The organism is Stakelama pacifica, assembly GCF_004361835.1.
Taxonomy (GTDB): domain Bacteria; phylum Pseudomonadota; class Alphaproteobacteria; order Sphingomonadales; family Sphingomonadaceae; genus Sphingomonas; species Sphingomonas pacifica.
Genome location: NZ_SNWD01000006.1, coordinates 17,766 through 41,994, shown reverse-complemented (window position 1 = coordinate 41,994; position 24,229 = coordinate 17,766). Strand labels below are relative to the sequence as shown.

24 protein-coding genes are annotated in these 24,229 nt (G+C 63.6%); 18 read left to right on the top strand and 6 right to left on the bottom strand.

Translation table 11 applies throughout. The features are described 5' to 3' along the window. The 3 genes from EV664_RS10235 to EV664_RS10225 are packed head-to-tail and all read left to right on the top strand — an operon-like array spanning nucleotide 1 to nucleotide 3,117. Entirely contained in the window at nucleotides 1–1,404 is a 1,404-nt protein-coding gene (locus EV664_RS10235) for a methyl-accepting chemotaxis protein (RefSeq protein WP_162848821.1), read from the top strand. A gap of 44 nt (nucleotides 1,405–1,448) precedes the next feature. Then, the gene (locus tag EV664_RS10230; RefSeq protein WP_133495621.1) at nucleotides 1,449–2,150 is read left to right on the top strand and encodes an SDR family NAD(P)-dependent oxidoreductase; all 702 of its coding nucleotides are present in this window, start codon (nucleotides 1,449–1,451) and stop codon (nucleotides 2,148–2,150) included. After that, a complete protein-coding gene (locus tag EV664_RS10225; RefSeq protein ID WP_133495620.1) occupies nucleotides 2,122–3,117 on the top strand; it encodes a 50S ribosomal protein L11 methyltransferase in 996 nt (331 codons plus the stop codon). The genes EV664_RS10230 and EV664_RS10225 overlap by 29 nt, the downstream gene beginning before the upstream one ends. Before the next feature lie 3 nt (nucleotides 3,118–3,120). On the opposite strand, the gene phhA is transcribed toward EV664_RS10225, so the two are convergent. Further along, nucleotides 3,121–4,011 (bottom strand): phenylalanine 4-monooxygenase, encoded by an 891-nt coding sequence (gene phhA, locus EV664_RS10220; protein WP_133495619.1) that lies wholly within the window; start codon nucleotides 4,009–4,011, stop codon nucleotides 3,121–3,123. Nucleotides 4,012–4,033: 22 nt separating this feature from the next. On the opposite strand from phhA, the gene EV664_RS10215 reads away from it, so the two are divergent. After that, on the top strand, nucleotides 4,034–4,729 hold the full coding sequence (locus tag EV664_RS10215; RefSeq protein ID WP_133495618.1) for a TIGR02117 family protein: 696 nt from the start codon (nucleotides 4,034–4,036) through the stop codon (nucleotides 4,727–4,729). Nucleotides 4,730–4,735: 6 nt separating this feature from the next. Here the strand turns inward: EV664_RS10215 and EV664_RS10210 are convergent, their stop codons facing one another. Together EV664_RS10210 and EV664_RS10205 are read right to left on the bottom strand one after the other, a co-directional pair. Beyond that, nucleotides 4,736–5,026, bottom strand: a complete 291-nt coding sequence (locus EV664_RS10210) for a hypothetical protein (protein WP_133495617.1) — start codon at nucleotides 5,024–5,026, stop codon at nucleotides 4,736–4,738. Between the two features lie 17 nt (nucleotides 5,027–5,043). After that, complete coding sequence (locus EV664_RS10205) at nucleotides 5,044–6,042, bottom strand: glycerophosphodiester phosphodiesterase (RefSeq protein ID WP_133495616.1); 999 nt, start codon at nucleotides 6,040–6,042, stop codon at nucleotides 5,044–5,046. 147 nt (nucleotides 6,043–6,189) lie between these two features. Between EV664_RS10205 and EV664_RS10200 the strand changes: the two genes are divergently transcribed. The 11 genes from EV664_RS10200 to EV664_RS10150 all read left to right on the top strand — a co-directional run bounded on the left by EV664_RS10200 (nucleotide 6,190) and on the right by EV664_RS10150 (nucleotide 18,546). Next, nucleotides 6,190–6,690 (top strand): 2Fe-2S iron-sulfur cluster-binding protein, encoded by a 501-nt coding sequence (locus EV664_RS10200; RefSeq protein WP_133495615.1) that lies wholly within the window; start codon nucleotides 6,190–6,192, stop codon nucleotides 6,688–6,690. Beyond that, complete coding sequence (locus EV664_RS10195; RefSeq protein WP_133495614.1) at nucleotides 6,687–7,673, top strand: FAD binding domain-containing protein; 987 nt, start codon at nucleotides 6,687–6,689, stop codon at nucleotides 7,671–7,673. Before EV664_RS10200 ends, EV664_RS10195 begins: the two co-directional genes overlap by 4 nt. Beyond that, nucleotides 7,670–9,892: a xanthine dehydrogenase family protein molybdopterin-binding subunit gene (locus EV664_RS10190; RefSeq protein ID WP_133495613.1), complete on the top strand. Its 2,223-nt coding sequence runs from the start codon at nucleotides 7,670–7,672 to the stop codon at nucleotides 9,890–9,892. Before EV664_RS10195 ends, EV664_RS10190 begins: the two co-directional genes overlap by 4 nt. A gap of 51 nt (nucleotides 9,893–9,943) precedes the next feature. Further along, a complete protein-coding gene (locus EV664_RS10185) occupies nucleotides 9,944–12,157 on the top strand; it encodes a xanthine dehydrogenase family protein molybdopterin-binding subunit (protein ID WP_133495612.1) in 2,214 nt (737 codons plus the stop codon). A gap of 2 nt (nucleotides 12,158–12,159) precedes the next feature. Then, on the top strand, nucleotides 12,160–13,077 hold the full coding sequence (locus EV664_RS10180; RefSeq protein ID WP_133495611.1) for an XdhC family protein: 918 nt from the start codon (nucleotides 12,160–12,162) through the stop codon (nucleotides 13,075–13,077). Next, nucleotides 13,070–13,636 (top strand): nucleotidyltransferase family protein, encoded by a 567-nt coding sequence (locus tag EV664_RS10175; RefSeq protein WP_133495610.1) that lies wholly within the window; start codon nucleotides 13,070–13,072, stop codon nucleotides 13,634–13,636. The genes EV664_RS10180 and EV664_RS10175 overlap by 8 nt, the downstream gene beginning before the upstream one ends. Further along, complete coding sequence (locus EV664_RS10170; protein ID WP_133495609.1) at nucleotides 13,629–14,489, top strand: DMT family transporter; 861 nt, start codon at nucleotides 13,629–13,631, stop codon at nucleotides 14,487–14,489. Before EV664_RS10175 ends, EV664_RS10170 begins: the two co-directional genes overlap by 8 nt. A 57-nt stretch (nucleotides 14,490–14,546) precedes the next feature. Next, nucleotides 14,547–16,487, top strand: coding sequence for an acetate--CoA ligase (acs, locus tag EV664_RS10165; protein WP_133495608.1), 1,941 nt, complete (start codon nucleotides 14,547–14,549; stop codon nucleotides 16,485–16,487). Further along, nucleotides 16,484–16,714, top strand: coding sequence for a hypothetical protein (locus tag EV664_RS10160; protein ID WP_133495607.1), 231 nt, complete (start codon nucleotides 16,484–16,486; stop codon nucleotides 16,712–16,714). Before acs ends, EV664_RS10160 begins: the two co-directional genes overlap by 4 nt. A 35-nt stretch (nucleotides 16,715–16,749) precedes the next feature. Beyond that, nucleotides 16,750–16,938 (top strand): DUF5818 domain-containing protein, encoded by a 189-nt coding sequence (locus EV664_RS10155; RefSeq protein WP_133495606.1) that lies wholly within the window; start codon nucleotides 16,750–16,752, stop codon nucleotides 16,936–16,938. Nucleotides 16,939–17,043: 105 nt separating this feature from the next. Continuing rightward, nucleotides 17,044–18,546, top strand: coding sequence for a PQQ-dependent sugar dehydrogenase (locus tag EV664_RS10150; RefSeq protein ID WP_229668223.1), 1,503 nt, complete (start codon nucleotides 17,044–17,046; stop codon nucleotides 18,544–18,546). Nucleotides 18,547–18,550: 4 nt separating this feature from the next. Here EV664_RS10150 and EV664_RS10145 read toward each other — a convergent pair whose 3' ends face one another. After that, nucleotides 18,551–19,243 (bottom strand): NnrU family protein, encoded by a 693-nt coding sequence (locus EV664_RS10145; RefSeq protein WP_229668217.1) that lies wholly within the window; start codon nucleotides 19,241–19,243, stop codon nucleotides 18,551–18,553. Between the two features lie 27 nt (nucleotides 19,244–19,270). Further along, complete coding sequence (locus EV664_RS10140) at nucleotides 19,271–20,848, bottom strand: peptide MFS transporter (protein ID WP_229668218.1); 1,578 nt, start codon at nucleotides 20,846–20,848, stop codon at nucleotides 19,271–19,273. Nucleotides 20,849–21,009: 161 nt separating this feature from the next. Here EV664_RS10140 and EV664_RS10135 point away from each other — a divergent pair, with 161 nt between their 5' ends. The 3 genes from EV664_RS10135 (at nucleotide 21,010) to EV664_RS10125 (ending at nucleotide 22,497) form a co-directional block, all read left to right on the top strand. Next, complete coding sequence (locus EV664_RS10135; RefSeq protein ID WP_133495603.1) at nucleotides 21,010–21,594, top strand: nitroreductase family protein; 585 nt, start codon at nucleotides 21,010–21,012, stop codon at nucleotides 21,592–21,594. 45 nt (nucleotides 21,595–21,639) lie between these two features. After that, nucleotides 21,640–21,996 carry a GntR family transcriptional regulator gene (locus EV664_RS10130; RefSeq protein WP_133495602.1) on the top strand — a complete coding sequence of 119 codons (357 nt, stop codon included), beginning with the start codon at nucleotides 21,640–21,642 and terminating at the stop codon, nucleotides 21,994–21,996. 267 nt (nucleotides 21,997–22,263) lie between these two features. After that, nucleotides 22,264–22,497 (top strand): hypothetical protein, encoded by a 234-nt coding sequence (locus tag EV664_RS10125; protein ID WP_133495601.1) that lies wholly within the window; start codon nucleotides 22,264–22,266, stop codon nucleotides 22,495–22,497. Here the strand turns inward: EV664_RS10125 and EV664_RS10120 are convergent, their stop codons facing one another. Further along, complete coding sequence (locus EV664_RS10120; RefSeq protein WP_133495600.1) at nucleotides 22,498–24,219, bottom strand: acyl-CoA dehydrogenase family protein; 1,722 nt, start codon at nucleotides 24,217–24,219, stop codon at nucleotides 22,498–22,500. It abuts the gene before it with no gap. Nucleotides 24,220–24,229 lie beyond the last annotated feature (10 nt).

The following is a 24,229-nucleotide window of genomic DNA, read 5'->3' as shown; positions in this document are numbered from 1 at the left end:
ATGGACACCAGCAGCGAAACCAGGGCCAGCAGCGAAACCCGGGAGCGTGCGGAGCTTCAGAAAAGCCGCGATGCGGCGATTGATGTTCTGATCGGATCGCTGCCCGAATATGACCGGGACGGTGCCGTCTCCGCTGTATGCGCGGAAATCAGCGAGCTCAGCGACGCTGATTTCGAAGCGGTCGCTGACATCATTCTTCGTTCTTTATGGGGATATATTTCGAGCGACGGACAATTCGGGGCGGTCGGCAGCCCGGCCTATCAGCGCCAGATCGCCGAATCGCGTGACTATCTCCGCCTGAAATATCGCAAGCCGCTCAGCCGGGAGTGGCTGCGCGCCGCGCTTCGCAACATCGGACTCAGTCTGAAATTCCGCGTGCCGCTTCATGCCTTTATCGCCGCAATCGCGCTCGGCCACAGCCATTTGATGGAATTGCTCTATCGAAGGACGGAGGGAGACGCGGCCCGCGCAACAAAATTATGCGACGTGGTGCAACGGCTGGCGATGGCAGAATCTGCGGTCATGGTCGAACATTCCATCCATGAACGCGATTATATCGCGCGCAAGGAGCAGGAGGACCGGTCGCGTACGTTTCGCGAAGATATCGGATCGACGCTCGACCTGACCGCAGGTCTCGGCAACCGAATCCGGGCCCAGTCGAAAACCGCGTCGGAATCGGTGGACGGCATGCTGGAAAAAGCGTCCGAAGTCGCGATCGCAGCCGACCAGTCCGCGATCGCCATGCGCGATGCCGCCGGGACCGCAGCGGGGCTGATCCGCGCGATCGACGATGCCCGGAACGAAGTCGAAGACGCGTCCGGCATCGCCACACAGGCGTCTAAGGAAGCCGATCTGGCGGCAGAGCGTTCGGAAATGCTGAACGAACATGCCAAATCGATCGAATCGATTCTGGCGTTCATCCGCGAAATTGCGGGCCAGACCAATCTTCTCGCGCTCAACGCGACGATCGAGGCTGCGCGCGCGGGCGATGCCGGCCGGGGCTTCGCCGTGGTCGCGCAGGAAGTCAAAAGCCTTGCCAGCCAGACCGCGCGTGCCACCGACGAAATCGCTGCAAAGGTCGCCGCGATTCAGGAAGATATTCGCGAAACGGTGCGGATCAACGCGTCCGTATCCTCCACCGTGGGCACATTGCGCGACCGGGCGACTCAAATCCGCAGCGCCATGGAGAATCAGTCGCATATCGTGACCTCGATCACCGCATCGGTGGATGAGACCGCGCTGAGCGCCGACGCCATGTCGAACACCATCGCAGCGATCCGGCGCGATATCGAAAGCGTCACCGGCGAAGTCACCGCGCTGAGCCGGGAAACCGCGCAGGTCGATGAGCAGCTCGCGCGGCTGAAAGATGCGGCAGATCGTTTCTCCCGGTCGGGAGCCGGCTGAAGCGGCCCTTTCGCCCCCCGGCCGCTTTGTCCTATGGGCGGGGCATGACCACCAATATTCTGCTGACCGGCGCAAGCCGGGGGATCGGGGCAGGAATCGCCACTGCGCTCGACCGCGCCGATGTCGCGCTTGCCCGCCATTCGACCCGGGACGGGATCGCTGCCGATTTCACCGACCCGAACGCACCGCAATCGCTGTGGAGCCGCGCGCGCGATGCGCTGGGCGGGCGGATCGACGTGCTGATCAACAATGCGGGCATTTTCGAAGCGTCCGCCCTCGACCGGCCGCATGACGACTGGGTCGCTGACTGGGAGCGAACGATGCGGGTCAATCTGACCGCCTCTGCCGAACTCAGTCGGCTTGCCGTACGCCACTGGCAGGAACACGGCACGCCGGGCCGCATCGTCAATATCGCCAGCCGCGCCGCCTATCGCGGCGACAGCCCGGCGCACTGGCACTATGCCGCGGCAAAGGCGGGCATGGTCGCGATGACCAAGACGATTGCGCGCGGCTATGCGAGCGAGGGGATCCTCGCCTTCGCCATTTGCCCCGGTTACACCATGACCGGCATGGCCGACGACTATCTGGCGAGCCGGGGCGGCGAAAAGCTGCTCGCCGATATTCCGCTGGGCCGGGTGGCGAGCACCGAGGAAATCGCCGCCATCGCCCGGTTCTGCGCGCTGGAAGCCCCGGCTTCGATGACCGGCGCAGTGATCGATGCCAATGGAGCAAGCTTTGTCCGGTAGCTGGAAACTCACTTTGCCCTGCACTCGCGCAGAGGCAGAGGCGATCGGCGAGAATGAATTCGCGCTCGCCGAATTCGATCCGGTCCCGGTGCTGATGACCAGTGAGCGAGTGAGCGACGATGCCGAACAATGGCAGCTCGACGCCTATTTCGAGGAGCGCCCCGATCCCGAAACGATCGCAGCGGTGCGCGCGCTGGTGCCGAGCGCAGGCGATATCGCGGCGGAGGCCGAGTCTGTCGAGGAAGAGGACTGGGTGACGCTCAGCCAGGCGGGGATCGAGCCGGTCGCCACGGCGCGCTTCTACGTTCATACCAGCGCGAATTGCGGCGAGGTTCCGGCAGGAAAGCACCGCTTTCTGATCGAGGCGGGACGCGCGTTCGGCACCGGGCAGCATGATACCACGCTCGGCTGTCTGAAGATGCTGGAGGGAATGAAAGCGCGCGGGCTTCGTTTCCACAATGTCGCCGATGTGGGCACGGGCACCGGCCTGCTCGCCTTTGCCGCGCTGCACCTCTGGCCGGCGGCAGCGGTCGCTGCTTCGGACATCGATCCGGTCGCGATGGAAGTGACGCACGAAAATGCGCTGGCGAACCGGGTGCCGCTTGGCCGCCTGCCGGGCCAGCTCGCGCTCGCGACCGCAGCGGGGGTCGACCATCCGCTGCTGGTGCGGCGCGCGCCCTATGATCTGGTGATCGCCAATATCCTTGCCGGGCCGCTCGTGGAGCTGGCACCAAGCCTGACGCGCGTGCTTGCCGAGGGCGGGACGCTGATCCTTGCCGGGCTGCTCGACCGCCAGTTGCAGAGCGTCGCTACCGCCTATCGGCGTCAGGGAATGCGGCTTGCCGGACGGATCGAGGGCGAATGGCCCGCGCTGCGCCTCGTCAAACGGACGCGCTATGGCGTGGGCCGGGTGCGCCGCCCGGGACCCGACGGTCCCGGCCTCGCCCCCGGTTTCGGCAGCTGGTAGCGGTCAGGCGGGTTCGCTCGCCGCCGCTTTCGCCTTGCCGCGCGCATAATCCTGCGTGCCCCGGGTAATCACCCGATCCTCGGGCAGGATCGTATCGATCGCGATTTCGGGCTTTTCGCGATTGCGTGCGTAGAGCGGTTCGAAATCGCTTTCGATCGTTACGCGCAGCAATTCGTCGAAGCTGGGGATCACAAAATAGGTCTGCTGAAAATCGTCGATCCGGTAATCGGTACGCATCACCCGTTCGAGGTCGAAGCCGATCCGGTTCGGGCTGGGATCGTCGAGCGCGAACCGGCTTTCCGAAAAGCTCGACACGATGCCCGATCCATAGATGCGCAAGCCTTCGGGTTCCTCAATCAGGCCGAACTCCACCGTATACCAGTATAGCCGCGACAGCTGTTTCAGCGATCCCAGTTCCAGCGCACGCAGCCCGCCCCGGCCATAGGCCTCCAGATAATCGGCGAAGCGCGGATCGGCGAGCATCGGGACATGGCCGAACACGTCATGGAACACATCGGGTTCCTGAAGATAATCGAGCTGGTCGGGCCGCCGGATGAAGTTGCCCGCAACGAAGCGGCGATTGGCCATATGATCGAAAAACACATCGTCGGGCACCAGTCCCGGCACCGCCACGACCTGCCACCCGGTCAGCTGCATCAGCCTTTCGGACAGTTCCTCGAAATCGGGGATGCCCGGCTTCGACAATTTCAGCACGTCGAGACCGCGCAGATAGGCTTCCGATGCCCTGCCCGGCAGCAATTTCGCCTGCCGCGCGAACAGCGTATCCCAGGTACGGTGATCCTCGGCGCTATAAGCGGACCAGTCCTGCGGGACGGTCCAGTCGGCCGCCGCGCCTTCGGGCGGATGATCGGTGATATGCGTTTGCTCTGCCATAGCGGCAGTTTATCATGGTTCGATGCAGGCTGGAAATAATCCCGGTAAAGCCGCCCGTCGCAGGCGCTTTGTTCGCGTCCTGTCGGCGCTGCTGCTCACTATCGCGCTTGTGTTCGCCGGCTATGGGGCCGCGGGGCTGATCGGCGGCGCAATTCCCGCCAATGCCGCATGGCAGCCGCCCGAACAGGGAATCCGTATCTATATCGAGGATAACGGCATCCATACCGGTATCGTCGTGCCCAAACGCGCTGCGGGAGTGGACTGGAACACGATCGTCCGTTCGCAGGACATCGCTGATCCGCGCTATGCCGCATATGACCATCTGGCGTTCGGATGGGGGGATCGCGCTTTCTATATCGGCACGCCGCGCTGGGCCGATGTCCGGCCTGCAACCGTGTTGCGCGCCGCGATCGGGAGCAACGACACCGTGTTGCATGTCGAACATGTCCCCGTGCCCGAACCGGGCGGGCGCGTCCGCACCGTCTTGCTGCGCCCGCAGGAATATCGCCGCCTGGCCGGGTTCATCCGGGCAAGCTTCGCCCCCGGCGCACCGCGCGCGCGCCATGGCTATGGCCCCTATGACGCCTTTTATGCTGGTGAGGGGCGCTATAGCGCGCTCAACACCTGCAATAGCTGGACGGGCGCGGCGCTCCGCTTTGCGGGCGTACGCATGGGCGTGTGGACGCCGCTGCCCGTCAGCGTGATGATGTCGCTGTAACGACGATTATTCGGGATCGTCAGCCGCGCGATAGCCGTCATAGCGATCGCAGCCGTCGCGTTCGGGGTGGCCGTCGCAGCGCTTTTCCCATGCGCGGCGCTCTTTGCCCTCACGCTCCTCCTTCTTGCGCATCTTGCGCCCGTAATTGCGGTCGGCCTCATCCTGACTGGTGGTGGTCCAGTCGACCACCTTGCCGCCCGCCTTTACCGGGGCGGTCGCGACATTCCACGCGGTCTTGGCCACGCACGCCCCGGTGAGCGGGAGGACAAGGAAGGGCAGCAGCAATCGGATACGCATGGGACTTTTCTCCACCTTTACTGACCGGTACGGGCGCGCAGGAACCGGTCGCGTGCTTCTACCCCTTTTCCGGGGAAGTCGGTAAAGAAACCGTCGACACCGATCGCCAGCGCCTCCGTGATCGCGCCTTCGATATCGCCATGCGCGGCGGGATTATCGCCATTGCGAAATTCGGGGGTGAGGAAATAATTTTCCGCGCGGAAGGTCCAGGGGTGAACGCGCAGCCCCGCCGCATGCGCATGCGCGACCAGATCGACCTTCGGATCAGTGACAAGCCCGGTATTCGGCCCGATGCCAAAAGCATAAGCCGCAACCGCGCGCAGTCCCTCCGGCGTCATCATCGCGGCATAGCCCGGCACCGCATGATCAGCAGGACCGCCCGATTCGTACATCAGCTGGATCAGCCGAATCTTTGTCAGGTCATGCAGTTTTTTGAGGTTGTTCACTTCGAACGACTGGATGAACACCGGCGCGTCCGCGCTGTCCCATCCCGCCGCATGCAGCTGTTCGACCAGCCGGTCCTCCATCGGATGACCGATCGAGGCGAAATAGCTGGGATGTTTGGTTTCGGGATAGATGCCGATCGTCCGCCCGGTTTCGGCCGAAGCACGCTTGGCAAGCGCGATAATCTCGGCCAGTGTCGGGATTTCGAAGCGGCCATCATAGTCGGTATTGCCGGGGCGAAGCTGCGGCAGCCGCTCTTTCGCGCGCAGCGTCTTCAGCTCGGCAAGCGTGAAGTCCTCGGTGAACCAGCCAGTCTGCGTTTCGCCATCGATCACCTTGCTGGTCTTGCGATCCGCGAATTCGGGATGATCGGCGACATCGGTCGTTTCGGCGATATTGTTTTCATGCCGCGCGACGAAGACATTGTCCTTTGTCAGGACCAGATCGGGTTCGATGAAATCGGCCCCCTGTTCGATCGCCAGTCCATAGGAACCAAGTGTATGTTCGGGCCGCTCGCCGCTGGCGCCGCGATGCGCGATGACGATGGGGGTGGATAGCTGTTTGCTGTGCATGACCGCTCCGTTCTGCGCCGACGCGCTGGAATATGCCAGCAAGCCCGTGAGAAATAAGAAAAAGCTGCGAACGACTCTCATCTGAAACTTCCTTGGAAACCCTGAGGGGGTGAGGCGTTGGCGTGGGAACGCAAGGTGGGAAAAGCGATGCATTTCACGATCAATGGAAAGAATTATGACGCGGACCCGGATATCCGCACCAGTCTGCTCGATCTGCTGCGCGAGCATCTGAACCTGACCGGCTCCAAAAAAGGGTGCGATCATGGGCAGTGCGGCGCGTGCACGGTGCTGGTCAACGGCCGCCGGATCAACAGCTGTCTGACGCTGGCCGTGATGCATCAGGACGATGAAATCACGACGATCGAGGGGATCGGCACCCCCGACAATCTCGCTCCCCTGCAAGCGGCGTTCGTGAAACATGACGGGTTTCAGTGCGGATATTGCACGCCGGGACAGATCTGTTCGGCGACCGGCATGCTGAACGAAGCGAAACAGGGCTGGCCCAGCCATGTCAGCGAAAGGCTGGAAGGCGATGTCGAGCTGACCGATGACGAAATCCGCGAACGGATGAGCGGCAATCTGTGCCGCTGTTCGGCCTATCCCAATATCGTCGACGCCATTCGCGAAGTCGCGGAGGAGCCCGCATGAAGACCTTCGATTATTCGCGCGCTGATAGCCCCGAAGCTGCCGTTCAGGGCGGCGCTGTCGGCAACACCCGTTTTATCGCGGGCGGGACCAATTTGCTCGACCTGATGAAGCTGCAGATCGAAACGCCGGAGCGCATCGTCGATATCTCGCGCCTCGACCTCAACGAAGTCGAAGAGGGAGAGGATGGCGGTCTTCGCATCGGGGCGATGGTGCCCAATGCCGATCTTGCCGCCAACCCGCTGGTAACCGCGCGCTATCCGGTGCTGTCGCGCGCATTGCTCGCCGGGGCGTCAGGCCAGTTGCGTAACAAGGCATCGACCGGGGGCAATTTCCTCCAGCGCACCCGCTGCTATTATTTCTACGACACCGCCGTTCCGTGCAACAAGCGTGAACCGGGCAGCGGCTGCCCGGCAAAGGATGGCTTCAACCGCATCCATGCGATCCTCGGCACGTCCGACGACTGCATCGCCAGCCATCCCAGCGACATGGCGGTGGCGATGCGGGCGCTCGATGCGGTACTCGTCACGCTGAAGCCCGATGGCGACCGGCGGCGGATTTCGATCCACGACCTGTATCGTCTGCCCGGCGATACCCCGCAGATCGAAACGGTGCTGGAGGCAGGTGAACTCATCACCCATGTCGAACTGCCGCCTCCGCCGGTGGGCAAACAGAGCTATCGGAAGGTCCGTGACCGCGCTTCCTATGCCTTTGCGCTGGTGTCGGTCGCTGCAATCGTCGCGGTGGACGATGGCAGGATCACCAACGCCTCGCTCGCATTCGGCGGGATCGGCCCCATGCCCTGGCGCGAGGACGCGGTGGAAAAGGCGCTGATCGGGCAGGTGCCCGGCGATGCCGCCTTCAACGCTGCCGCCGATATTCTGCTCGCCGATGCCAAGGGCTTCGGTTCGAACGATTTCAAAATTCCGCTCGCCCGGCGAACGCTGATCGCGGTGCTGCGTGAGCTGACGGGGGATGCGGCATGAGCGACACCTATACGCTCACGATGGATGATCCGATCGAGACCAGCCTGCTCGACACCAGCGCGCAGGGGCTGATCGGCAAGGGCCTCGACCGCGTCGACGGGCCCAAAAAGGTCTCGGGTCAGGCGACCTATTCGGCCGAATATAGTTTCGAAAACGGCTGTTACGGCTTTCTGGTTCGCGCCCCCTTCGCGGTGGGCCGGATCACCAAAATAGATACGCAGGCGGCAAAGGCGCTTCCCGGCGTTATCGACGTCGTCACCGACTTCGACCGCTTCATCCGCAACTCGGCGCAGGGCGCAGTGAAGAGCGCGCCGGTGCAGGGCGTTCGCGATGTCGCTTATTTCGGCGAGCCGGTCGCGATTGTCGTGGCGGAAGGCTATGAACAGGCGCGCGATGCGGCCTCGCTGGTGCGGATCGAGCATGAAGCGGGCAGCGGCAATTTCGATTTTGCCGAAGCGATCGCCGATGCCGATATTCCGCCTGACGGCGCTGCCCCCGCGACGCACGATCAGGGCGATCTCGACAAGGCGATGGGCGACGCTGACGCCACGGTCGATGAAGTCTGGACGACGCCCAGCCAGAACAGCGCTGCGATGGAGCCGCATGCCTCGGTCGCGCTCTGGAACGACGACGGGCTGACGCTCTACGGCTCATACCAGATGCCGAGCTTCGACCGGCCGTCGCTTGCCGACGCGCTTGGGCTGGAAACCGAACAGGTTCGGATCATCACGCCCTATATCGGCGGTGGCTTCGGGTCGAAGCTGGGCATTGCGCCCGAATCGGTCGCCGCCGCGATTGCGTCGAAGCAGATCGGTCGTCCGGTAAAAACGGTGATGACCCGCCAGCAGGTGTTCGACGCGACCGTTCGCCGGTCGAATACGCGCCAGCGCGTCCGGCTTGCCGCTGGCAAGGACGGAAAGTTGACCGGCATCGGGCATGAAACGCATTGCAGCAACCTGCCCGACGAAGTGTTTTTTGAACCCGCGGGGATTGCCACCCATTTCCTGTATGGCGGCGAACATCGCCGGATCACCCATGCGATTGCGCGGCTGAACCGGGTGCTGTCGGGATCGATGCGTGCGCCGGGCGAGGCGGCGGGGATGCTGGCGCTGGAATGCGCGATGGACGAGCTTGCCGAGCGGCTGGGCATCGACCCGGTCGAGCTGCGCAAGATCAACGATTGCAAGCGCGACCCCGAAAAGGACATCCCTTATTCGAGCCGCAGTTTCACCGAATGCCTTGATGAAGGCGCAAAGCGGTTCGGCTGGGACAAGCGCAACCGCACCCCCGGCAAAATGCGCGAAGGCGAATGGCTGATCGGGCATGGCATGTCGGGCTCGGCGCGCGGCAACCAGCTGCAACCGTCCGAAGCACGTGTCGTGCTTCGCCCCGATGGCAGCGCGATCGTCGAAACCGATATGACCGATATCGGCACCGGCACCTATACGATCCTGTCGCAGATTGCGGGCGAGCTTCTGGGTCTTCCGATCGACCGGGTCGATGTCCGGCTGGGCGACAACCGCTTCCCGCCGGGATCGGGATCAGGCGGATCGTTCGGTGCGGGATCGAGCGGATCGTCTGTCTATCTTGCCTGCGAAGATATTCGTCGCAAGCTGGCCACAGCGATGGACTGCGAACCGTCGGACCTCACCCTGAAGGACGGTGAGGCGATTGCCGCGAACCGCCGCGTTTCGCTTTCGGACATCATGTCGGGCGAGATCGAAGCGACCGGCCGTATCGAACCCGGCGATCAGGGCGACGAAGTGCGACAGGCTGGCCATGGCGCGCATTTCTGCGCCGTGCGGGTCAATGCTGTTACCGGTGAGGTGCGCATCGACCGCTGGACCGCAGTCTTTGCCGCAGGCCGTATCCTGAACGAGAAGACGGCGACCTCGCAATGTCTGGGCGGCGTGGTGTTCGGGATCGGTGCAGCACTGACCGAGGAGCTGGTGCACGATCCGCGCAACGGAAAGGTCGTCAATCGCGACCTCGCCGAATATCATGTGCCGGTCCATGCTGATGTGCCGCATGTCGATATTCGCTTCCTTCCCGAACGCGATACCCATGCCAATCCGCTCCATGCCAAGGGGATCGGTGAGCTGGGCATTGCGGGCGCTGGTGCGGCAGTGGCCAACGCCATCGCCAATGCGACCGGAGCGCGCGTGCGCGATTATCCGCTCACGCTCGACAAGCTGCTGGATTCGCTTCCACCGGTTTGAACCGTCCCTGCCCCGGCCTATATTGCGGGCCGGGGCACAGGAGCGAATTTTTTGGCCGATCACACATTATCCAGCCCGGAGCGGCTGAGCACGCTCGACCGCGCGGTGCAGCGCGTTCTGGGACAGCCCATCGACCGGACCGACGGTCCTGCCAAGGTAAGCGGCGATGCCCGCTACAGCTTTGAAATCGAAGCAGACAATGCGCTGTACGGGCATATTCTGACCGCCGGCATCGGCGCGGGGCGGATCGACGCGATCGACGCCGATGCCGCGCGCGCCGCGCCCGGCGTGGTCGCGGTGCTGGTCGACGACCCGCGCCTTCCCGCCGATGCGGTGAATAGTTTCGACAAGCTCAAAAGCTGGCGACTGGGCCACGATATCCGCTTTTTCGGACAGGCGATCGGGGTCGTCGTTGCGGAAACGCAGGAGGCAGCGCGTGCGGCCGCCCGGCTGGTCGACATTCGCTATGCGCCGCAGCAGGGGCGCTTTACTCCCGACCTTTCGCACCCTGACGAGATCGAACCCGAAGGGCTGCGCCCGCCCGTGAAGACCGGCGATTTCGATGCCATATTCGCGGGCGCTACCTTTCGCTACGATCAGAGCTATTCGACCCCGATCCATTTCCCTGCCGCGATGGAGCCGCAGGCGACCCTCGCCCGGTGGGAGGACGATGAACTGATCCTCCATTCCAGCCTGCAATCGACCGGCGGCGCGACAAAGGCGGTCGGGCGCGCGCTCGACATCGACCCGCAAAAGGTCCGCGTCATCGCGCCGTTCGTGGGCGGCGGCTTCGGCGGTAAAACGTCGGTCGGGGCAGAGGCGATCTACGCTGCCATCGCCGCAAAACATACCGGCCGTCCGGTGAAGATCGTGCAGACGCGGCGACAGGTCGCAGCGCTTGCCCATCACCGCGCGCCGACGCGTCAGCGGGTGCGGATCGCGACCGATGCCGATGGGCATATCCGTGCCTTTGGCCACCACGCCGTCATCGCACAGCGCGACAATCGCTCGTTCGTCGAACCGGTCCATATCGGCACCACCCATCTTTATGCCGGTGACGCCCGGTTGATGACGGTGGATCTTGCGCGCGCCGACCATCCCACATCGGGCGCGGTCCGCTCGCCGGGTGAAGCGTGCGGCACGCTGGCCGTCGAAGTCGCGATGGACGAAGCGGCCGAAGCGCTCGGCCTCGACCCGATCGAATTTCGCCGCCGCAACGAACCGAAGGTCAGCCCGGCGAACGGCAAGCCGTTCGGCACGCGCAAGCTGATCGAGTGTTATGAGGAAGGCGCACGCCGCTTCGGCTGGGACCAGCGCTCGGCAAAACCGGCGTCGCGGCGCGAGGGCGACTGGTGGATCGGTCACGGCATGGCCGCTGCGATCCGCAGCAATATCACGGTCGAAGCGCGCGCCACGGTGACGCTGGAAGCCGATGGCAGCGCGCATATCGAGACCGATATGACCGATATCGGCACCGGCACCTACACCATTCTGATGCAGGTCGTCGCCGAAGCGCTTGGCCTGTCACCGGACAGGGTGCGCGTTTCGATCGGTGACAGCAGCCTGCCCCGCTCCGCCGGGTCGGGCGGGTCGTTCGGCGCGTCGAGCGCATCGAGCGCGGCGGCGCTCGCCTGTCAGGAGATTGCGGGAAAGCTCGCCGCGAAGCTGGATGCCGAGGCAAAGGATCTGACGCTGCAGGACGGCCATGCCACCGCGCGCAACCGCCGCGTTCCGCTGACCGAACTGCTCGGCGGCGAGGCGATCAGCGCCAAAGGCCATGCCAAGCCCGGCAAGCATACCGATGCGCATGTCTCGGCCTCCTACGGCGCGCATTTCGCCGAGGTCGCGGTGAACGCTTTTACCGGCGAGGTACGCGTGCGGCGCATGACCGGCATCTTCGATATCGGGCGGGTGCTGAACGAAAAAACCGCACGCAGCCAGATTGTCGGCGGGATCGTCTGGGGCATCGGATCGGTGCTGCACGAGGACGGCGTTATCGATCCGCATAGCGGCCAGTTCGTCAATCCCGATTTCGGCGAATATCACATTCCCACCCATGCCGATTCGCCGCCGATCGAGGTGCATTTCATCGAAGAGGTGGACAACCTCGCCAATGAAGCAGGGGCGAAGGGTGTGGGCGAACTCGGCAATTCGGGCGCAGGCGCTGCCGTTGCCAATGCGATCTACAATGCGTGCGGCATCCGCGTGCATGATTTCCCGATCACGCTCGATAAGCTGCTTTCCGCGCTCCCCGAACAGGACTGACCATGGCCGATAATGATTCCGTTCTGGCGGCGGCGCGCGACTGGGCGGGTTCGCCCATGGCGCTTGCCACCGTGGTAAAGACCTGGGGCTCCGCTCCCCGCCCGCGCGGCAGCCATATGCTGGTCCATGCCGATGGCCGGTTCGAAGGATCGGTGTCGGGCGGCTGTGTCGAAACCGACATCCTCGCCACCGCAGCCGAGGTCATTGCGGGCGCGCCCTTTCAGGTGAAGCAATATGGCGTCGCTGACGATGCCGCATGGGAAGTCGGCCTGCCGTGCGGCGGTGAGATCGAGGTAATGGTCCAGCCGGTCTCGCCTTTGGGCTTCGATCCCGAATTGTTCGACCGGATCGCCGATGGCCGCGCCTCCGGAGAGCAGGTGACGATCACCACCGATCTGGAAAGCGGGGTCAGCCGGTTGCAGGCGGAGATGACCGGCCCTGCTTTCGTCAACCGGTATGATCCGCCGCGCCGCCTGATCATCATCGGCGCGGTGCAGATCGCGCAGGCGCTCGCCGGGCTGGCGCGTGAGCTGGGGATCGAAACCGTGCTGGTCGATCCGCGCGCGCGGTTCCTGACCGAGGAACGCTTTCCGGGGGTCGCGCTCGACGATCGCTGGCCCGATGAAGCGGTTGCTGCGCTGAAACCCGATGCCTCGACTGCGCTGGTGACGCTGAGCCATGACATCAAGATCGACGATCCCGCACTGATCGAGGGGCTGCGTCATCCGACTGCCTATGTGGCGGCGCTGGGATCGCGCAAAAGCCATGCGGCGCGGCGCGAACGGCTGCGCGCTGCCGGGGTGAGCGACGCCGATATCGATCGGATCGACGGGCCTGCGGGCATTTCCATCGGCGCGATCGGCCCGGCCGAAATCGCGCTGTCGATCGCGGCGGGGATGGTTCAGGCCTTTCATGGCTGATGCGTCGCGTATCGCCCTGATCCTGCTCGCGGCGGGGCGATCGAATCGATTCGGAGACGAAGACAAGCTCTCCGCCAATCTGGACGGCCTGCCGCTCGGCCTGCACGCGGCCCGCACGTTGGCAGGAATAGAGTTTCTCGCGCGCATCGCGGTCCTCGGCGAAGGCGCGCCGGTGCCGTCCGGGTTCGAAAGCGTGATCAATAGCGAGCCCGAACGCGGCATGAGCCATTCGCTCAGCCTCGGCATGGCCGCCGCGCGCGCATACCAGCCGCAGGCCGTGCTGGTCGCGCTGGCCGATATGCCGCGCATCAGCGAAGCCCATATCCGCCACCTGATCGCCGCAGCGGGAAAGCGTCACGCGATCGTCGCGTCGAGCGAAAGCGACACCGCCATGCCCCCTGCCCTGTTCGGCGCTGCCCATTTTGATGCGCTGGAGACGCAGAGCGGCGACCGGGGTGCGCGTGCCCTTTTGCGCAGCGCGCGCCTCGTACAGGCCGCGCCGGGCGAGCTGATCGATATCGACACGCCCGACGATCTCGCCCGCCTGCCCCGTGCATAGCGCAGCTGCCGGGCTGCTCCTCGGCCTGTTCTCGGCAGTGACGCTCGCCTTCGCCAATCTGGCGGTGAAGATGGGCAGCGACATTCTGGTCAGCCGATCGATCCTGTCGATGAGCGCTGCGCTGCTGCTCCTGCCCGTCGCCTTCCTCGTCCCCGCCCCCGATGCAGCGACATTCCATGTCCTCGCCTTCGCGATTCCGGCCCATTTCGCGTATCAATGCTGCCTGATTCAGGCGCTGGGGCGCGGCGACCTTTCGCTCGTCTTCCCGATCATGCGCGGAGCATCGCCGCTGGTCACGGCAATCGTCGCCGGGGTCGTGCTGGGCGAAGCGCTTACCCCGCTCGAATGGCTCGGCCTTGCCATCGCGACCGCAGCGGTGATCGCCTTTGCCCTGCCGCCGGGCGGAACCCGACTCGCCCTTCATCCCGACAAGGTGGCGCTCGGCTGGGCAGCGGCGACGGCGGTCGGCATCGCGCTCTACAACACGACCGATGCATGGGGCGTGCGCACCGCGCAGCAGCCGGTGACCTATATCGTCTGGCTGTTCCTGTTCGACTGGATCTGCGTCACCATCGCCGCGATCGTCTTTCGCCGCGGCGCGCTTGCCGCTGCGATCCGGGAAAAATGGCGCTATGGCGCGGCGGCGGGGGCATTGTCGATCCTGTCCTTCGGCGCCGCGCTCTATGCTTTTTCCTTCGTCGAAACCGCCAAAGTGTCCGCGCTGCGCGAAACGGCGGTGGTATGGGCAGCGGTGATGGGGGTGGTATGGCTGCGCGAAGGGTTCGGCGTCCGGCGAATCCTTGCCGCAATGTGTCTCACTTCCGGGCTGATCCTGTTGCAGTTCGCCGGTTAGGATGGAATATCGCTGCATCCACGCCGCACAGCGGCGAAAAAGGTTGAGGAGCATGAAATGGCCGAACCGGAACGCTATCCCGTTTCTGATGAATGGAAAAAGCGCGCGCGCGTGGACGCCGGAGGATATGAGACTCTCTATGGCCGTTCGATTGCCGATCCGGGCAGCTTCTGGCTCGAGCAGGCGCGGCGGCTCGACTGGATCAAACGGCCCGAAATCGCCGGCGACTGGTCGTTCGACGAAGCCGATTTCCATATCGAATGGTTTGCCGACGGAAAGCTGAACGTCGCCGCCAATTGCATCGATCGCCACCTTGCGACTCGCGGCGATACGACGGCGATTATCTGGGAGCCCGACGATCCGAAGGATTCGGTGCGCACCTACACCTATCGCGAACTGCATCGCGAAGTGTGCCGCTTCGCCAATGTGCTAAAAGGTCAGGGCGTACAGAAGGGCGACCGGGTCACCATCTATATGCCGATGATCCCCGAAGCGGCGTTCGCGCTGCTCGCCTGTGCGCGGATCGGCGCGATCCATTCGGTGGTGTTCGGCGGGTTCTCACCCGACGCGCTTGCCGGGCGGATCGTGGATTGCGACAGCGCCTATGTCATCACCGCCGATGCCGGTCGGCGCGCGGGCAAGATGGTTCCGCTGAAAACCAATGTCGACAAAGCAGCCGATCAGGCCCCGGTCCTGAAAAAAGTCATCGTGGTGCAGGCGACCGGTGCCGATGTCACGATGAAGGACGGGCGCGATGTCTGGTATCATGAAGCGGCGCAAGGCGTTGGCGAGGATTGCCCGGCAGAGGCGATGGACGCCGAAGACCCGCTGTTCATCCTCTATACCTCAGGTTCGACGGGCAAGCCCAAGGGCGTGCTGCACACATCGGGCGGCTATCTGCTGTGGACCAGCCTGACGCACGAGCTGGCCTTCGACTATCGCGAGGGCGATGTATATTGGTGCGCGGCGGATATCGGCTGGATCACCGGGCACAGCTATATTGTCTATGGCCCGCTCGCCAACGGGGCGACGGTCGTGATGTATGAAGGCGTGCCCAACTGGCCCGATTCCAGCCGCATCTGGCAGGTGGTCGACAAGCATCAGGTCAATATCCTCTACACCGCGCCGACCGCGCTGCGCGCGCTGATGGCCGATGGTGACGAGCCGGTGAAAAAGACCAGCCGCGCCTCGCTGCGCGTGCTGGGCACGGTGGGCGAACCGATCAATCCGGAGGCATGGCGCTGGTATTACAACGTCGTCGGCGATGGCCGCTGCCCGATCATCGACACATGGTGGCAGACCGAAACCGGCGGCCATATGATTGCCCCGCTGCCCGGCGCGCATGATCTGAAGCCCGGTTCGGCCACGCGCCCGATGCCGGGCGTCGATCCGCAGATTCTGGACGCCGACGGCAATGTCCTGACCGGCGCAGCGCAGGGCAATCTGGTCATCGCAAAAAGCTGGCCCGGCCAGATGCGCACCGTGTGGAACGACCATGAGCGGTTTTTCCAGACCTATTTCTCCACCTATCCCGGCAAATATTTCACCAGCGACGGCGCGCGGCGCGATGCCGATGGCGATTACTGGATCACCGGCCGCGTCGACGACGTGATCAACGTATCGGGCCATCGCATGGGCACGGCAGAGGTCGAAAGCGCGCTGGTCCTGCATGAATCGGTGGCTGAGGCCGCTGTGGTGGGCCGCCCGCATGAGGTGAAGGGTCAGGGCATCTATGCCTACGTCACGCTCAATTCAGGGGTCGAGGCGTCGGATGATTTGCGCAGGACGCTGGTGCAATGGGTGCGCGACGAAATCGGACCGATCGCGACACCCGAAGCGATCCAGTTCGCGCCGTCGCTGCCCAAGACCCGGTCGGGCAAGATCATGCGCCGCATTCTGCGCAAGATCGCTGAGGGAGATACGTCGAGCCTTGGCGATACCTCGACGCTGGCCGATCCCGATGTGGTCGATCACCTGATCGAGAACGGGGTCGCGTGAGGGTCGGCGAACTCGAAGATCTGTTCCTTCGCACGCTGCTGAAACAGGCGGGCGGGAATCAGCGGCGCTGGCGGCTCGCACTCGGGCCGGTCAGGCTGTACGATCCCGCCACGCATCCGCATTGCAACTGGAATGTCAGCCCGACAGGCAGCGCAGCCGAAAATGCGGTGATCGAGCGGCTCGCCGACGATCTTCGCATCGCCCATCCGCGCGTGGTGCCCGACTGATGCCGCTGCCCTCATCGCAAGGTGCCGACGCGGGCATGCGGGTCGCCGAAACCGGGCGACTGGTGCGCGAAGCGGGCGGGTTCGTGCTGCAATGCGAACATGGCGCGCGGTTGCCGTTGCTCCTGCCGCGAACCCCGGTGGATGAGGTCGAAAAGCGAGTCGCGCTGACCGGCATTGTCGAAGCCGACGGAATGCTGACGGTAGAGACGATCCGCCTCGTGTGAAGCGCCTGAAATCGAAGGCTTTGCCGCTCGCTTAATGTTATAAATATCGCTTTCCCGTTGGGAAACTTCTCCTTATGCAAATTGTCTGGGGGGAGTTTATTGGACATGATTTCTTTGAAGCAGGCGGCGGCGAGCTATATGGCGATCGCTGCGGCAACATTGCTGGTCGGTTGCGGCGGCGGCGGCGATGGCACGGTGGTTACCCCGCCAGCGCCGACCCCCACCCCTACTACGCAGGTCGCATTCACTTCCATCTCCACCGACGATGTATTGGAAAATCAGCCGCTAACCTATCGAGCCGCGGCACAAGACGTTCAGGGCCGCCCGGTCGCTTTTGCAATCACCGGGGGAGCGGATGCGGACTTTTTCACGATTACCGAGGATGGCAAACTATCCTTCACCCGCTTGCCTGATTTCGAGGCTGCGGAGGACGCCAACCACGACAACCAGTTCGAGGTTCGCCTGTCCGCAAGCAACGGTGTTGATACCGCGACGATGAACCTGACCGTCCGCGTGTCGAACGTAGCGGACGACATCCATCTCAAGCGTGTGGGATCGGGATTGGTTGACGTGGTCGCGGCTGTCAGCGCCCCTGACAGTGACGACCTGTTGATCGCGCAACGGAATGGCAAAATTTATCGCGTGTCGCCTGCCACCGGAGCCAAAACGCTATGGGCCGCGATGGCGGACATATCCGATGATGGCGTTCACGGCGTCACCGGCATGACCCTTCCCCCCGGTGCTTCCAATACGAACGAATTGTGGGTCAGCGCCTTCCTGGACTCGGATTACATGGTTGTACGTCCAGTCTTGCAAATCTCGGCGTCGGAAAGCGGATTGCAGCCACGTCCCTTTATATCTTTCGTAATGCCGTCGGGATCGGTGCCCCGGGGCGGCGCGCTTACGCTTGACGGATCGGGCGGGTTCTTTCTGGCAACTGGCGATGCTGGTGAGCCCGACAAGGCCGCCGATTTGACGTCGCCCCTGGGCAAAATTCTGCATTTCATCAAGAACCCCGATCCCTATGCCGGAGCATCGATTGTTTATTACATCCCCGATGGAATGGATGGTGCCGATCAGAGCCAATGGGCAACGCGCGCGATATGGGCGACCGGCCTGCACGATCCGCAGGATTTGTGGCTGCAAGACTCGCGCCTCATCCTCGCAGACCGTGGCGAAGCAAAAGCGGACGAGGTCGATGTCCTTGATTTGGTCAACGACAAGGGTGCCTTTCTGGGATGGCCGCAATTGGAAGGGCAAGACCCTGTGGTCGATCAGCCGAACCCGCACAATCTGCTCCCGTCGATCACCTTCCCGATTGGCGCCAACGGACCGCGTATCGGCCCCGGGCGCCCATCGCCAAGCGGAGCCGGCCTTTTCGCAGGCCAGTTCGTGTTTGGCGATGATAAGGGCGGGCTATGGACGATTGCGCAGAAGCGGATGACGCCTGGTGCCGACCTGGGGCTGGAAGTGCTCGCGCACCACAAGGCGGACATCACCACCGATCAGGGAAAGCTGACCGCTATCACGCACATCGCGGTCAATCGGGCAGGTATCTTTTTCATCGTCGACGCCGATGGCGATGTGTTTCAGGTCTCGGCACCTTAACCGATCACACCCACCGCCAGATACCGGCGGGCCATCCGGCGAGCGGCATATGTGCCCATGTCGCGATCAGCCATAGCGCGACACCGCCGATCAGCGCGGGCGCGCCCGGCATGGCCGCTGCCCATTGTGCCCGGCCCGAGCCAAGCGCGGCGAACGGCCAGTAGGAGGTCACCCCCTCCCAACGTGGCCAGAATATCGGTTCGAGCCGCGCCTTTTTCCGATCCTGCAGCGCAGCGCCGACCAGCGCCAGAATCGCCACGGCGATCGCCAGAACGATGTTCGCCGCAACGGGCAGGACAAGGATATGCGCCAGCGACCAGAGCGCGAAGCTCCACATCATCGGATGACGGGTGATCGCGAAGACGCCGCGCGGCGCGGGCGGGCGCTCCCCCTCCGCCTGTCCGGGAAGTGCGGGATTGCCGTGGAGCGACCCGACCAGCAGCACGCTCGCCAGCAGCATGATCAGCGTCGCCAGCGTCCAGAGCCCGTCGCCGACATGCCACCAGAATAGCTGCATCGGGATCGCCCGATAGGCGAAGACCACCCAGCCCAGCGTCGCAAACGCGACCAGCGAATAGACGCCCATAAATCCCTGTTCGCCCAGCCGCCGAACAAGCGGCGGGCGAAGCGGGTGGGACAGGAGGAAATGGCTTCCAACAAACGCGACACACGCAAGCACCAGGTTCATCATCGTCATTTCCCCCTTTGGGTTATGGCTTATGGATCAGCGGCGCGTTTCCTCCCAGGTATCGCGCCCCGCGGCCTGCGGCTCGGCGAGCTCGCTCTCGCCCGCCATGGCGTGATCGGTGTCTTCCTCCAGCGTGTCGAGATGCTGAAGCTTCTTGATGAAGGGCGATACCAGCAGCACGGCAATGCCGATCCCGAAGGCGATCCAGCCGACGGTATTCCAGACCTGCAGATACAGTTCCTTCGCCGCTTCGCCGCCTTCCGCGCCGTCTGCCCCGGCAAGCGCCGAAATCTGGCCCGCGACGAAATTGCCGCCGGCCGTTGCAAAGAACCAGCCGCCCATGATCAGCCCGGCCATGTGCCAGGGCGCAAGCCGGTTCATCGCCGACAGTCCGACCGGCGAGAGCGAAAGCTCACCCATGGTGTGGAGCAGGTACAGCAGGACGATCAGCCACATCGATGTCTGCACGTCTACGCCCATGGCCTGCGCACCCCAGTTGAGCGCCATGAAGCCAAGGCCGACCAGAATGATGCCGATGCCGAATTTGGCAGGCGTCGACGGCTCCAGCCCGCGACGGCCAAGCGAGGTCCATGTCCATGCGAAGACCGGGCCGAACAGCAGGATGAACGCCGAATTGACCGACTGGAACCAGGTCGCCGGGACTTCCCAGCCGAACAGCATCCGGTCGACATAGCGGTCGGTATAGAGATTCACCGACGCACCTGCCTGCTCGAACAGGCCCCAGAAGACCGGCTGCAGCACCAGCAGGAAGATGATGACGAGGATGCGGTCGCGCTCACGCTTCGACAGCTTGGTGAAGGCGATGAATGCGATATAGCCGAGCAGTGCCAGTCCCGAAATGCCGAGCAGCCACCCGACGACCGCCTGATACTGGATCAGCAGCCACAGCACACCGATCGCGGCCACGCCCGCCAGATAGACCAGCCATTCGCGCGGCACGCCTGCGACACGCTCTTTCAGCAGCGCAGGGTTGTGCGGCTCGCCCTTGCCCAGCAGCAGCGGTTTGCCGAGCACGAACACGACCAGACCCAGCAACATGCCGATCCCCGCCGCGCCGAAGCCGTAGGACCAGCCATAATGTTCGCCCAGATAGCCGGTGATCAGCACCCCGATCAGCGATCCGAGGTTAATCCCCATATAGAAGATGGTGTACGCACCGTCGCGCCGCACATCCTTGATCGGATAGAGCTGGCCCACGATCACCGAGATATTTCCTTTGAGGAATCCCGATCCGACGATGATGAAGGCGAGTGCCAGCCAGAATATGTTGATGGTCGGATCGCCCTGACCGCCATTGCCTTCGAACGCCATCAGCGCATGGCCCAATGTCAGCACGACCGCGCCGAACATCACTGCTTTTCGCTGTCCCAGATATTTATCGGCGAGCCAGCCGCCCAGTACCGGCGTGATATAGACCAGCGAGGTATAGGCACCATAGATGACGGACGCATCGCTGTCCGAAAACAGCCAGTGTTTGGTAAGGTAGAAGATGAGCAGCGCGCGCATTCCGTAATAGGAAAAGCGCTCCCACATCTCCGCGAAGAAAAGGATGATGAGTCCGAGCGGATGACCCAGAAAGGTCTTCTCCGTCATAGGGACCGGATTGGCACTCGCCATCAGGCGGATACTCCCTGAACAATATGATTTTAATTCCGCGAGCGGATGTCGCGCGGATGAAAGCGCGCAGACTAACGGCAAACCGCGCGCTGTGAAGCCCGGTTGTTCGTACCGGTGCCTGTACCTAGATACACGCCATGAATTTCAACGATCCCACCACCCCATTGTCGCTGCTCGAAACGCGCCGTTCGGGCAAGCCGCGCGACCTTGTCGCTCCCGGCCCGGATGACAATCAGATCGGCCGGATGATCGCGATTGCGGGCCGCACGCCCGATCATGGCAAGCTTGGCCCCTGGCGCTTCGTGGTGGTGCCCGACGACCGCCGGGAAGCCTTTGCCGATATGCTAAAAGCCGCCTATCTGGCTGGAAAACCCGATGCCGGGCGGCTGGAGATCGAGGCGATCGAGCAATTCGCGCATCAGGCACCGACGCTGATCGTAACGCTGTTTTCGCCGCGCACCGAAAGCCACATTCCGCTTTGGGAGCAGGAGCTTTCGGCGGGCGCGGCGACGATGAATCTGTGCCATGCAGCCCATGCGATGGGCTTTGCTGCGGGATGGCTGACCGGATGGGCTGCCTATGATGATCGGGTGCGCGATGCGTTCGGCAACGCGCCGGAGCGGATCGCGGGGTTCGTGTTCATCGGCACGCCCGACAAGCCGCTCACCGAACGTCCCCGCCCCGATTTCGACGACATGGCCTCGCGCTGGGACGGATCGTAATTCTACGCACTGGCCTTTTGCGGCCCGTTGCTGTATTAAGTCACCATGACAGCTAATGAACAAGAGGAAGGCCCGGTCTATCTGCGGCTGCGGGCGCAGATTGCGGCGGCGATCCTGCGCGGCGATTATGGCGCGGGCGATCAGCTTCCCTCGGTTCGGGCGCTTGCGGCCGATTATGGCGCCAACCCGCTGACCGTGGCCAAGGCATATCAGACCTTTCAGGACGACGGCTATGTCACCGTGCGCCGCGGCGTCGGCATGTTCCTGCTGCCCGGCGCGGTGGAACGGCTGCGCACGGCCGAACGCGAGCGGTTTCTGACCGGACAATGGCCGCGCATTCGTGAACATATAGTATTGCTCGGCCTCGATATGGAAAAACTCATGGGGCCGGAAATCGCCTGAGATAATGGCGAACGGAGCGGCGCGTTTCCGCTGAAAACGGGGCAACACCACTGTTGCACTTCGGCAACGATACCGGTCGTTCGCTGGCTTCACCTCAGCTCGTCGCCGGAACCAAACGGACTGCCGCCCGGTTATTCCTGCAAAGTTTCTGGAGCGGTTTACGCCCTGATTGCATCAGATCGGCCGCTCTGGATTATTGTTTTGACGCATTTTCTAAACCGTCGGGTGAGTCCACCCGACTGGAAAATGCTTTAAGGAGTAACCGAGATGCACCAGTTTCGCGACCAGTCGCTGCCGGGACGGACCGGATACCGGATTTCGTATCGCATGCATGAGGTCAATCACTGCCCGGGATGCGGCAATACGCATTGGATCGTCGGGCGCAGCGTCGCCGAATGCGCCTTTTGCGAAACCGCACTGCCGCTGAACGAGGGCGGTTCGATCGGAACCGGCCTCGTCCGCGGCACGCGCCGCACCCAACCAGCGCCGCTCGCCGCCTGATCAGGCGGCGAACGCCTCCGGCCCGATCGCGTACAGCGCATCGGCCGGGGCAAGCGCCGACGCTTGCAACCCCAGGGCTTCCGGCACAATCTGATCGCCATAGAAGCGAGTCACCGCCCGCTTCATCTTCGCGAAATCCGAACTGTCGGAATCATCGATCGCGCGACCTTCCCGCTCCAGTAGCCAGCCGCACACTGCGACCGACAGCATCGTCAGAAACGGATAGGACGCGGCCAGCCGGTCGTCGACCGCTGCGCCCAGCATATGGCGTCCGACTTCCCCGCACGCATCGATCAGCGCGATCAGCGCTTCGCCCTGCGATCCTTCGCGCATCTCGGCGAGCAGCGCGTTCAGCGTCGAGCCATGGTCCATGCTAAGCTTGCGCCCGACCAGATCGGCTGCCTGAATGCCGTTGGTCCCTTCATAGATGCGCGTGACGCGGGCGTCGCGGAAATGCTGCGCTGCGCCCGTTTCCTCGACATAGCCCATGCCGCCATGCACCTGAATGCCGATATCGGCGACTTCGCAGCCCAGATCGGTGCCATGCGCCTTGGCAAGCGGGGTGAGCAGGTCGAGCCGCTTTTTCGCATCCGCATCGCCCAGATTGGCGCGATCGACCTGACCCGCCGCATAATAGACCAATGCGCGCGCCGCCTGAGTCTGCGCTTTCATCCGCATCAGCATCCGGCGGACATCGGGATGGTCGATGATCGCAACCGAATCGCGGCTCGCCGCACCGGCGCGGGCCGACTGCACCCGATCCTTCGCATAAGCGACCGCGCGCTGGGTCGCACGTTCGGCGACCTGTACGCCTTCCAGACCTACATTCAGCCGGGCATTGTTCATCATCGTGAACATCGCCGCGATCCCGCCGCCCTCGGCACCGATCAGCTCGCCGATGCAATCGCCATTGTCGCCGAACGACAGCACGCAGGTGGGCGAGGCGTGCAGGCCCATCTTATGCTCGATCGACACCACCTTGATATCGTTGAACGCCCCCGGCGCGCCTTCTTCGTCGAGCCGGTATTTGGGCACGAGGAACAGCGACAGTCCCTTGGTCCCCGCCGGAGCATCGGGCGTGCGGGCAAGCACCAGATGAACGATATTATCGGTCATGTCGTGATCGCCGAACGAGATATAGATCTTGGTCCCGGTGATCGCCCATGTGCCGTCCCCGCGCGGCTCAGCACGAGTCTTCAGCGCACCGACATCCGATCCCGCCTGCGGTTCGGTAAGGTTCATCGTGCCGGTCCATGCGCCGGTGGCCAGATGCGGCAGATATAGCCGCTGCTGCTCCTCCGACCCGTGATGCGTCAGCGCTTCGATCGCGCCCACGGTCAGCGTGGGGGCGAGCGCGAAGCTCATATTCGCACCCCCCAGCGTTTCGAGCACTGCGGTGGCGAGCGCATAGGGAAGCCCCTGCCCGCCAAATTCTTCCGGAGATCCGATCGTGCCCCAGCCGCCCTCGACATAGGCCTGATAAGCCTCACGAAAGCCTTTGGGCATGACGACCCCGTCATCGGTCCATTTCGCGCCGACCGTGTCGCCGCTACGGTCGAGCGGCGCCCATTCGCCTGCGGCGAACTGGCCGATACCTTCGAGTACCGCTTCGACCATATCGGGGCTGGCGGCGGCGAAGCGATCGGTTTCGGCAAGCTGTGCCATGCCGACAATATGGTCGAGTACGAAACGCTGTTCGGCGACGGGTGCGGTAAAGCTCATTGGTCCTCTC

Coding starts and splice junctions, on each gene's coding strand:
- EV664_RS10150 (WP_229668223.1), top strand. CDS start 17,044: ATGATTTCTTTGAAGCAGGCGGCGGCGAGCTATATGGCGATCGCTGCG.
- EV664_RS10140 (WP_229668218.1), bottom strand. CDS start 20,848: ATGACGGAGAAGACCTTTCTGGGTCATCCGCTCGGACTCATCATCCTT.
- EV664_RS10175 (WP_133495610.1), top strand. CDS start 13,070: ATGGCTGATGCGTCGCGTATCGCCCTGATCCTGCTCGCGGCGGGGCGA.
- EV664_RS10205 (WP_133495616.1), bottom strand. CDS start 6,042: ATGCACAGCAAACAGCTATCCACCCCCATCGTCATCGCGCATCGCGGC.
- EV664_RS10230 (WP_133495621.1), top strand. CDS start 1,449: ATGACCACCAATATTCTGCTGACCGGCGCAAGCCGGGGGATCGGGGCA.
- EV664_RS10120 (WP_133495600.1), bottom strand. CDS start 24,219: ATGAGCTTTACCGCACCCGTCGCCGAACAGCGTTTCGTACTCGACCAT.
- EV664_RS10190 (WP_133495613.1), top strand. CDS start 7,670: ATGAGCGACACCTATACGCTCACGATGGATGATCCGATCGAGACCAGC.
- EV664_RS10125 (WP_133495601.1), top strand. CDS start 22,264: ATGCACCAGTTTCGCGACCAGTCGCTGCCGGGACGGACCGGATACCGG.
- EV664_RS10155 (WP_133495606.1), top strand. CDS start 16,750: ATGCGGGTCGCCGAAACCGGGCGACTGGTGCGCGAAGCGGGCGGGTTC.
- EV664_RS10200 (WP_133495615.1), top strand. CDS start 6,190: ATGCATTTCACGATCAATGGAAAGAATTATGACGCGGACCCGGATATC.
- EV664_RS10225 (WP_133495620.1), top strand. CDS start 2,122: ATGCCAATGGAGCAAGCTTTGTCCGGTAGCTGGAAACTCACTTTGCCC.
- EV664_RS10210 (WP_133495617.1), bottom strand. CDS start 5,026: ATGCGTATCCGATTGCTGCTGCCCTTCCTTGTCCTCCCGCTCACCGGG.
- EV664_RS10235 (WP_162848821.1), top strand. CDS start 1: ATGGACACCAGCAGCGAAACCAGGGCCAGCAGCGAAACCCGGGAGCGT.
- EV664_RS10130 (WP_133495602.1), top strand. CDS start 21,640: ATGACAGCTAATGAACAAGAGGAAGGCCCGGTCTATCTGCGGCTGCGG.
- EV664_RS10195 (WP_133495614.1), top strand. CDS start 6,687: ATGAAGACCTTCGATTATTCGCGCGCTGATAGCCCCGAAGCTGCCGTT.
- EV664_RS10180 (WP_133495611.1), top strand. CDS start 12,160: ATGGCCGATAATGATTCCGTTCTGGCGGCGGCGCGCGACTGGGCGGGT.
- EV664_RS10145 (WP_229668217.1), bottom strand. CDS start 19,243: ATGACGATGATGAACCTGGTGCTTGCGTGTGTCGCGTTTGTTGGAAGC.
- EV664_RS10135 (WP_133495603.1), top strand. CDS start 21,010: ATGAATTTCAACGATCCCACCACCCCATTGTCGCTGCTCGAAACGCGC.
- acs (WP_133495608.1), top strand. CDS start 14,547: ATGGCCGAACCGGAACGCTATCCCGTTTCTGATGAATGGAAAAAGCGC.
- phhA (WP_133495619.1), bottom strand. CDS start 4,011: ATGGCAGAGCAAACGCATATCACCGATCATCCGCCCGAAGGCGCGGCG.
- EV664_RS10215 (WP_133495618.1), top strand. CDS start 4,034: ATGCAGGCTGGAAATAATCCCGGTAAAGCCGCCCGTCGCAGGCGCTTT.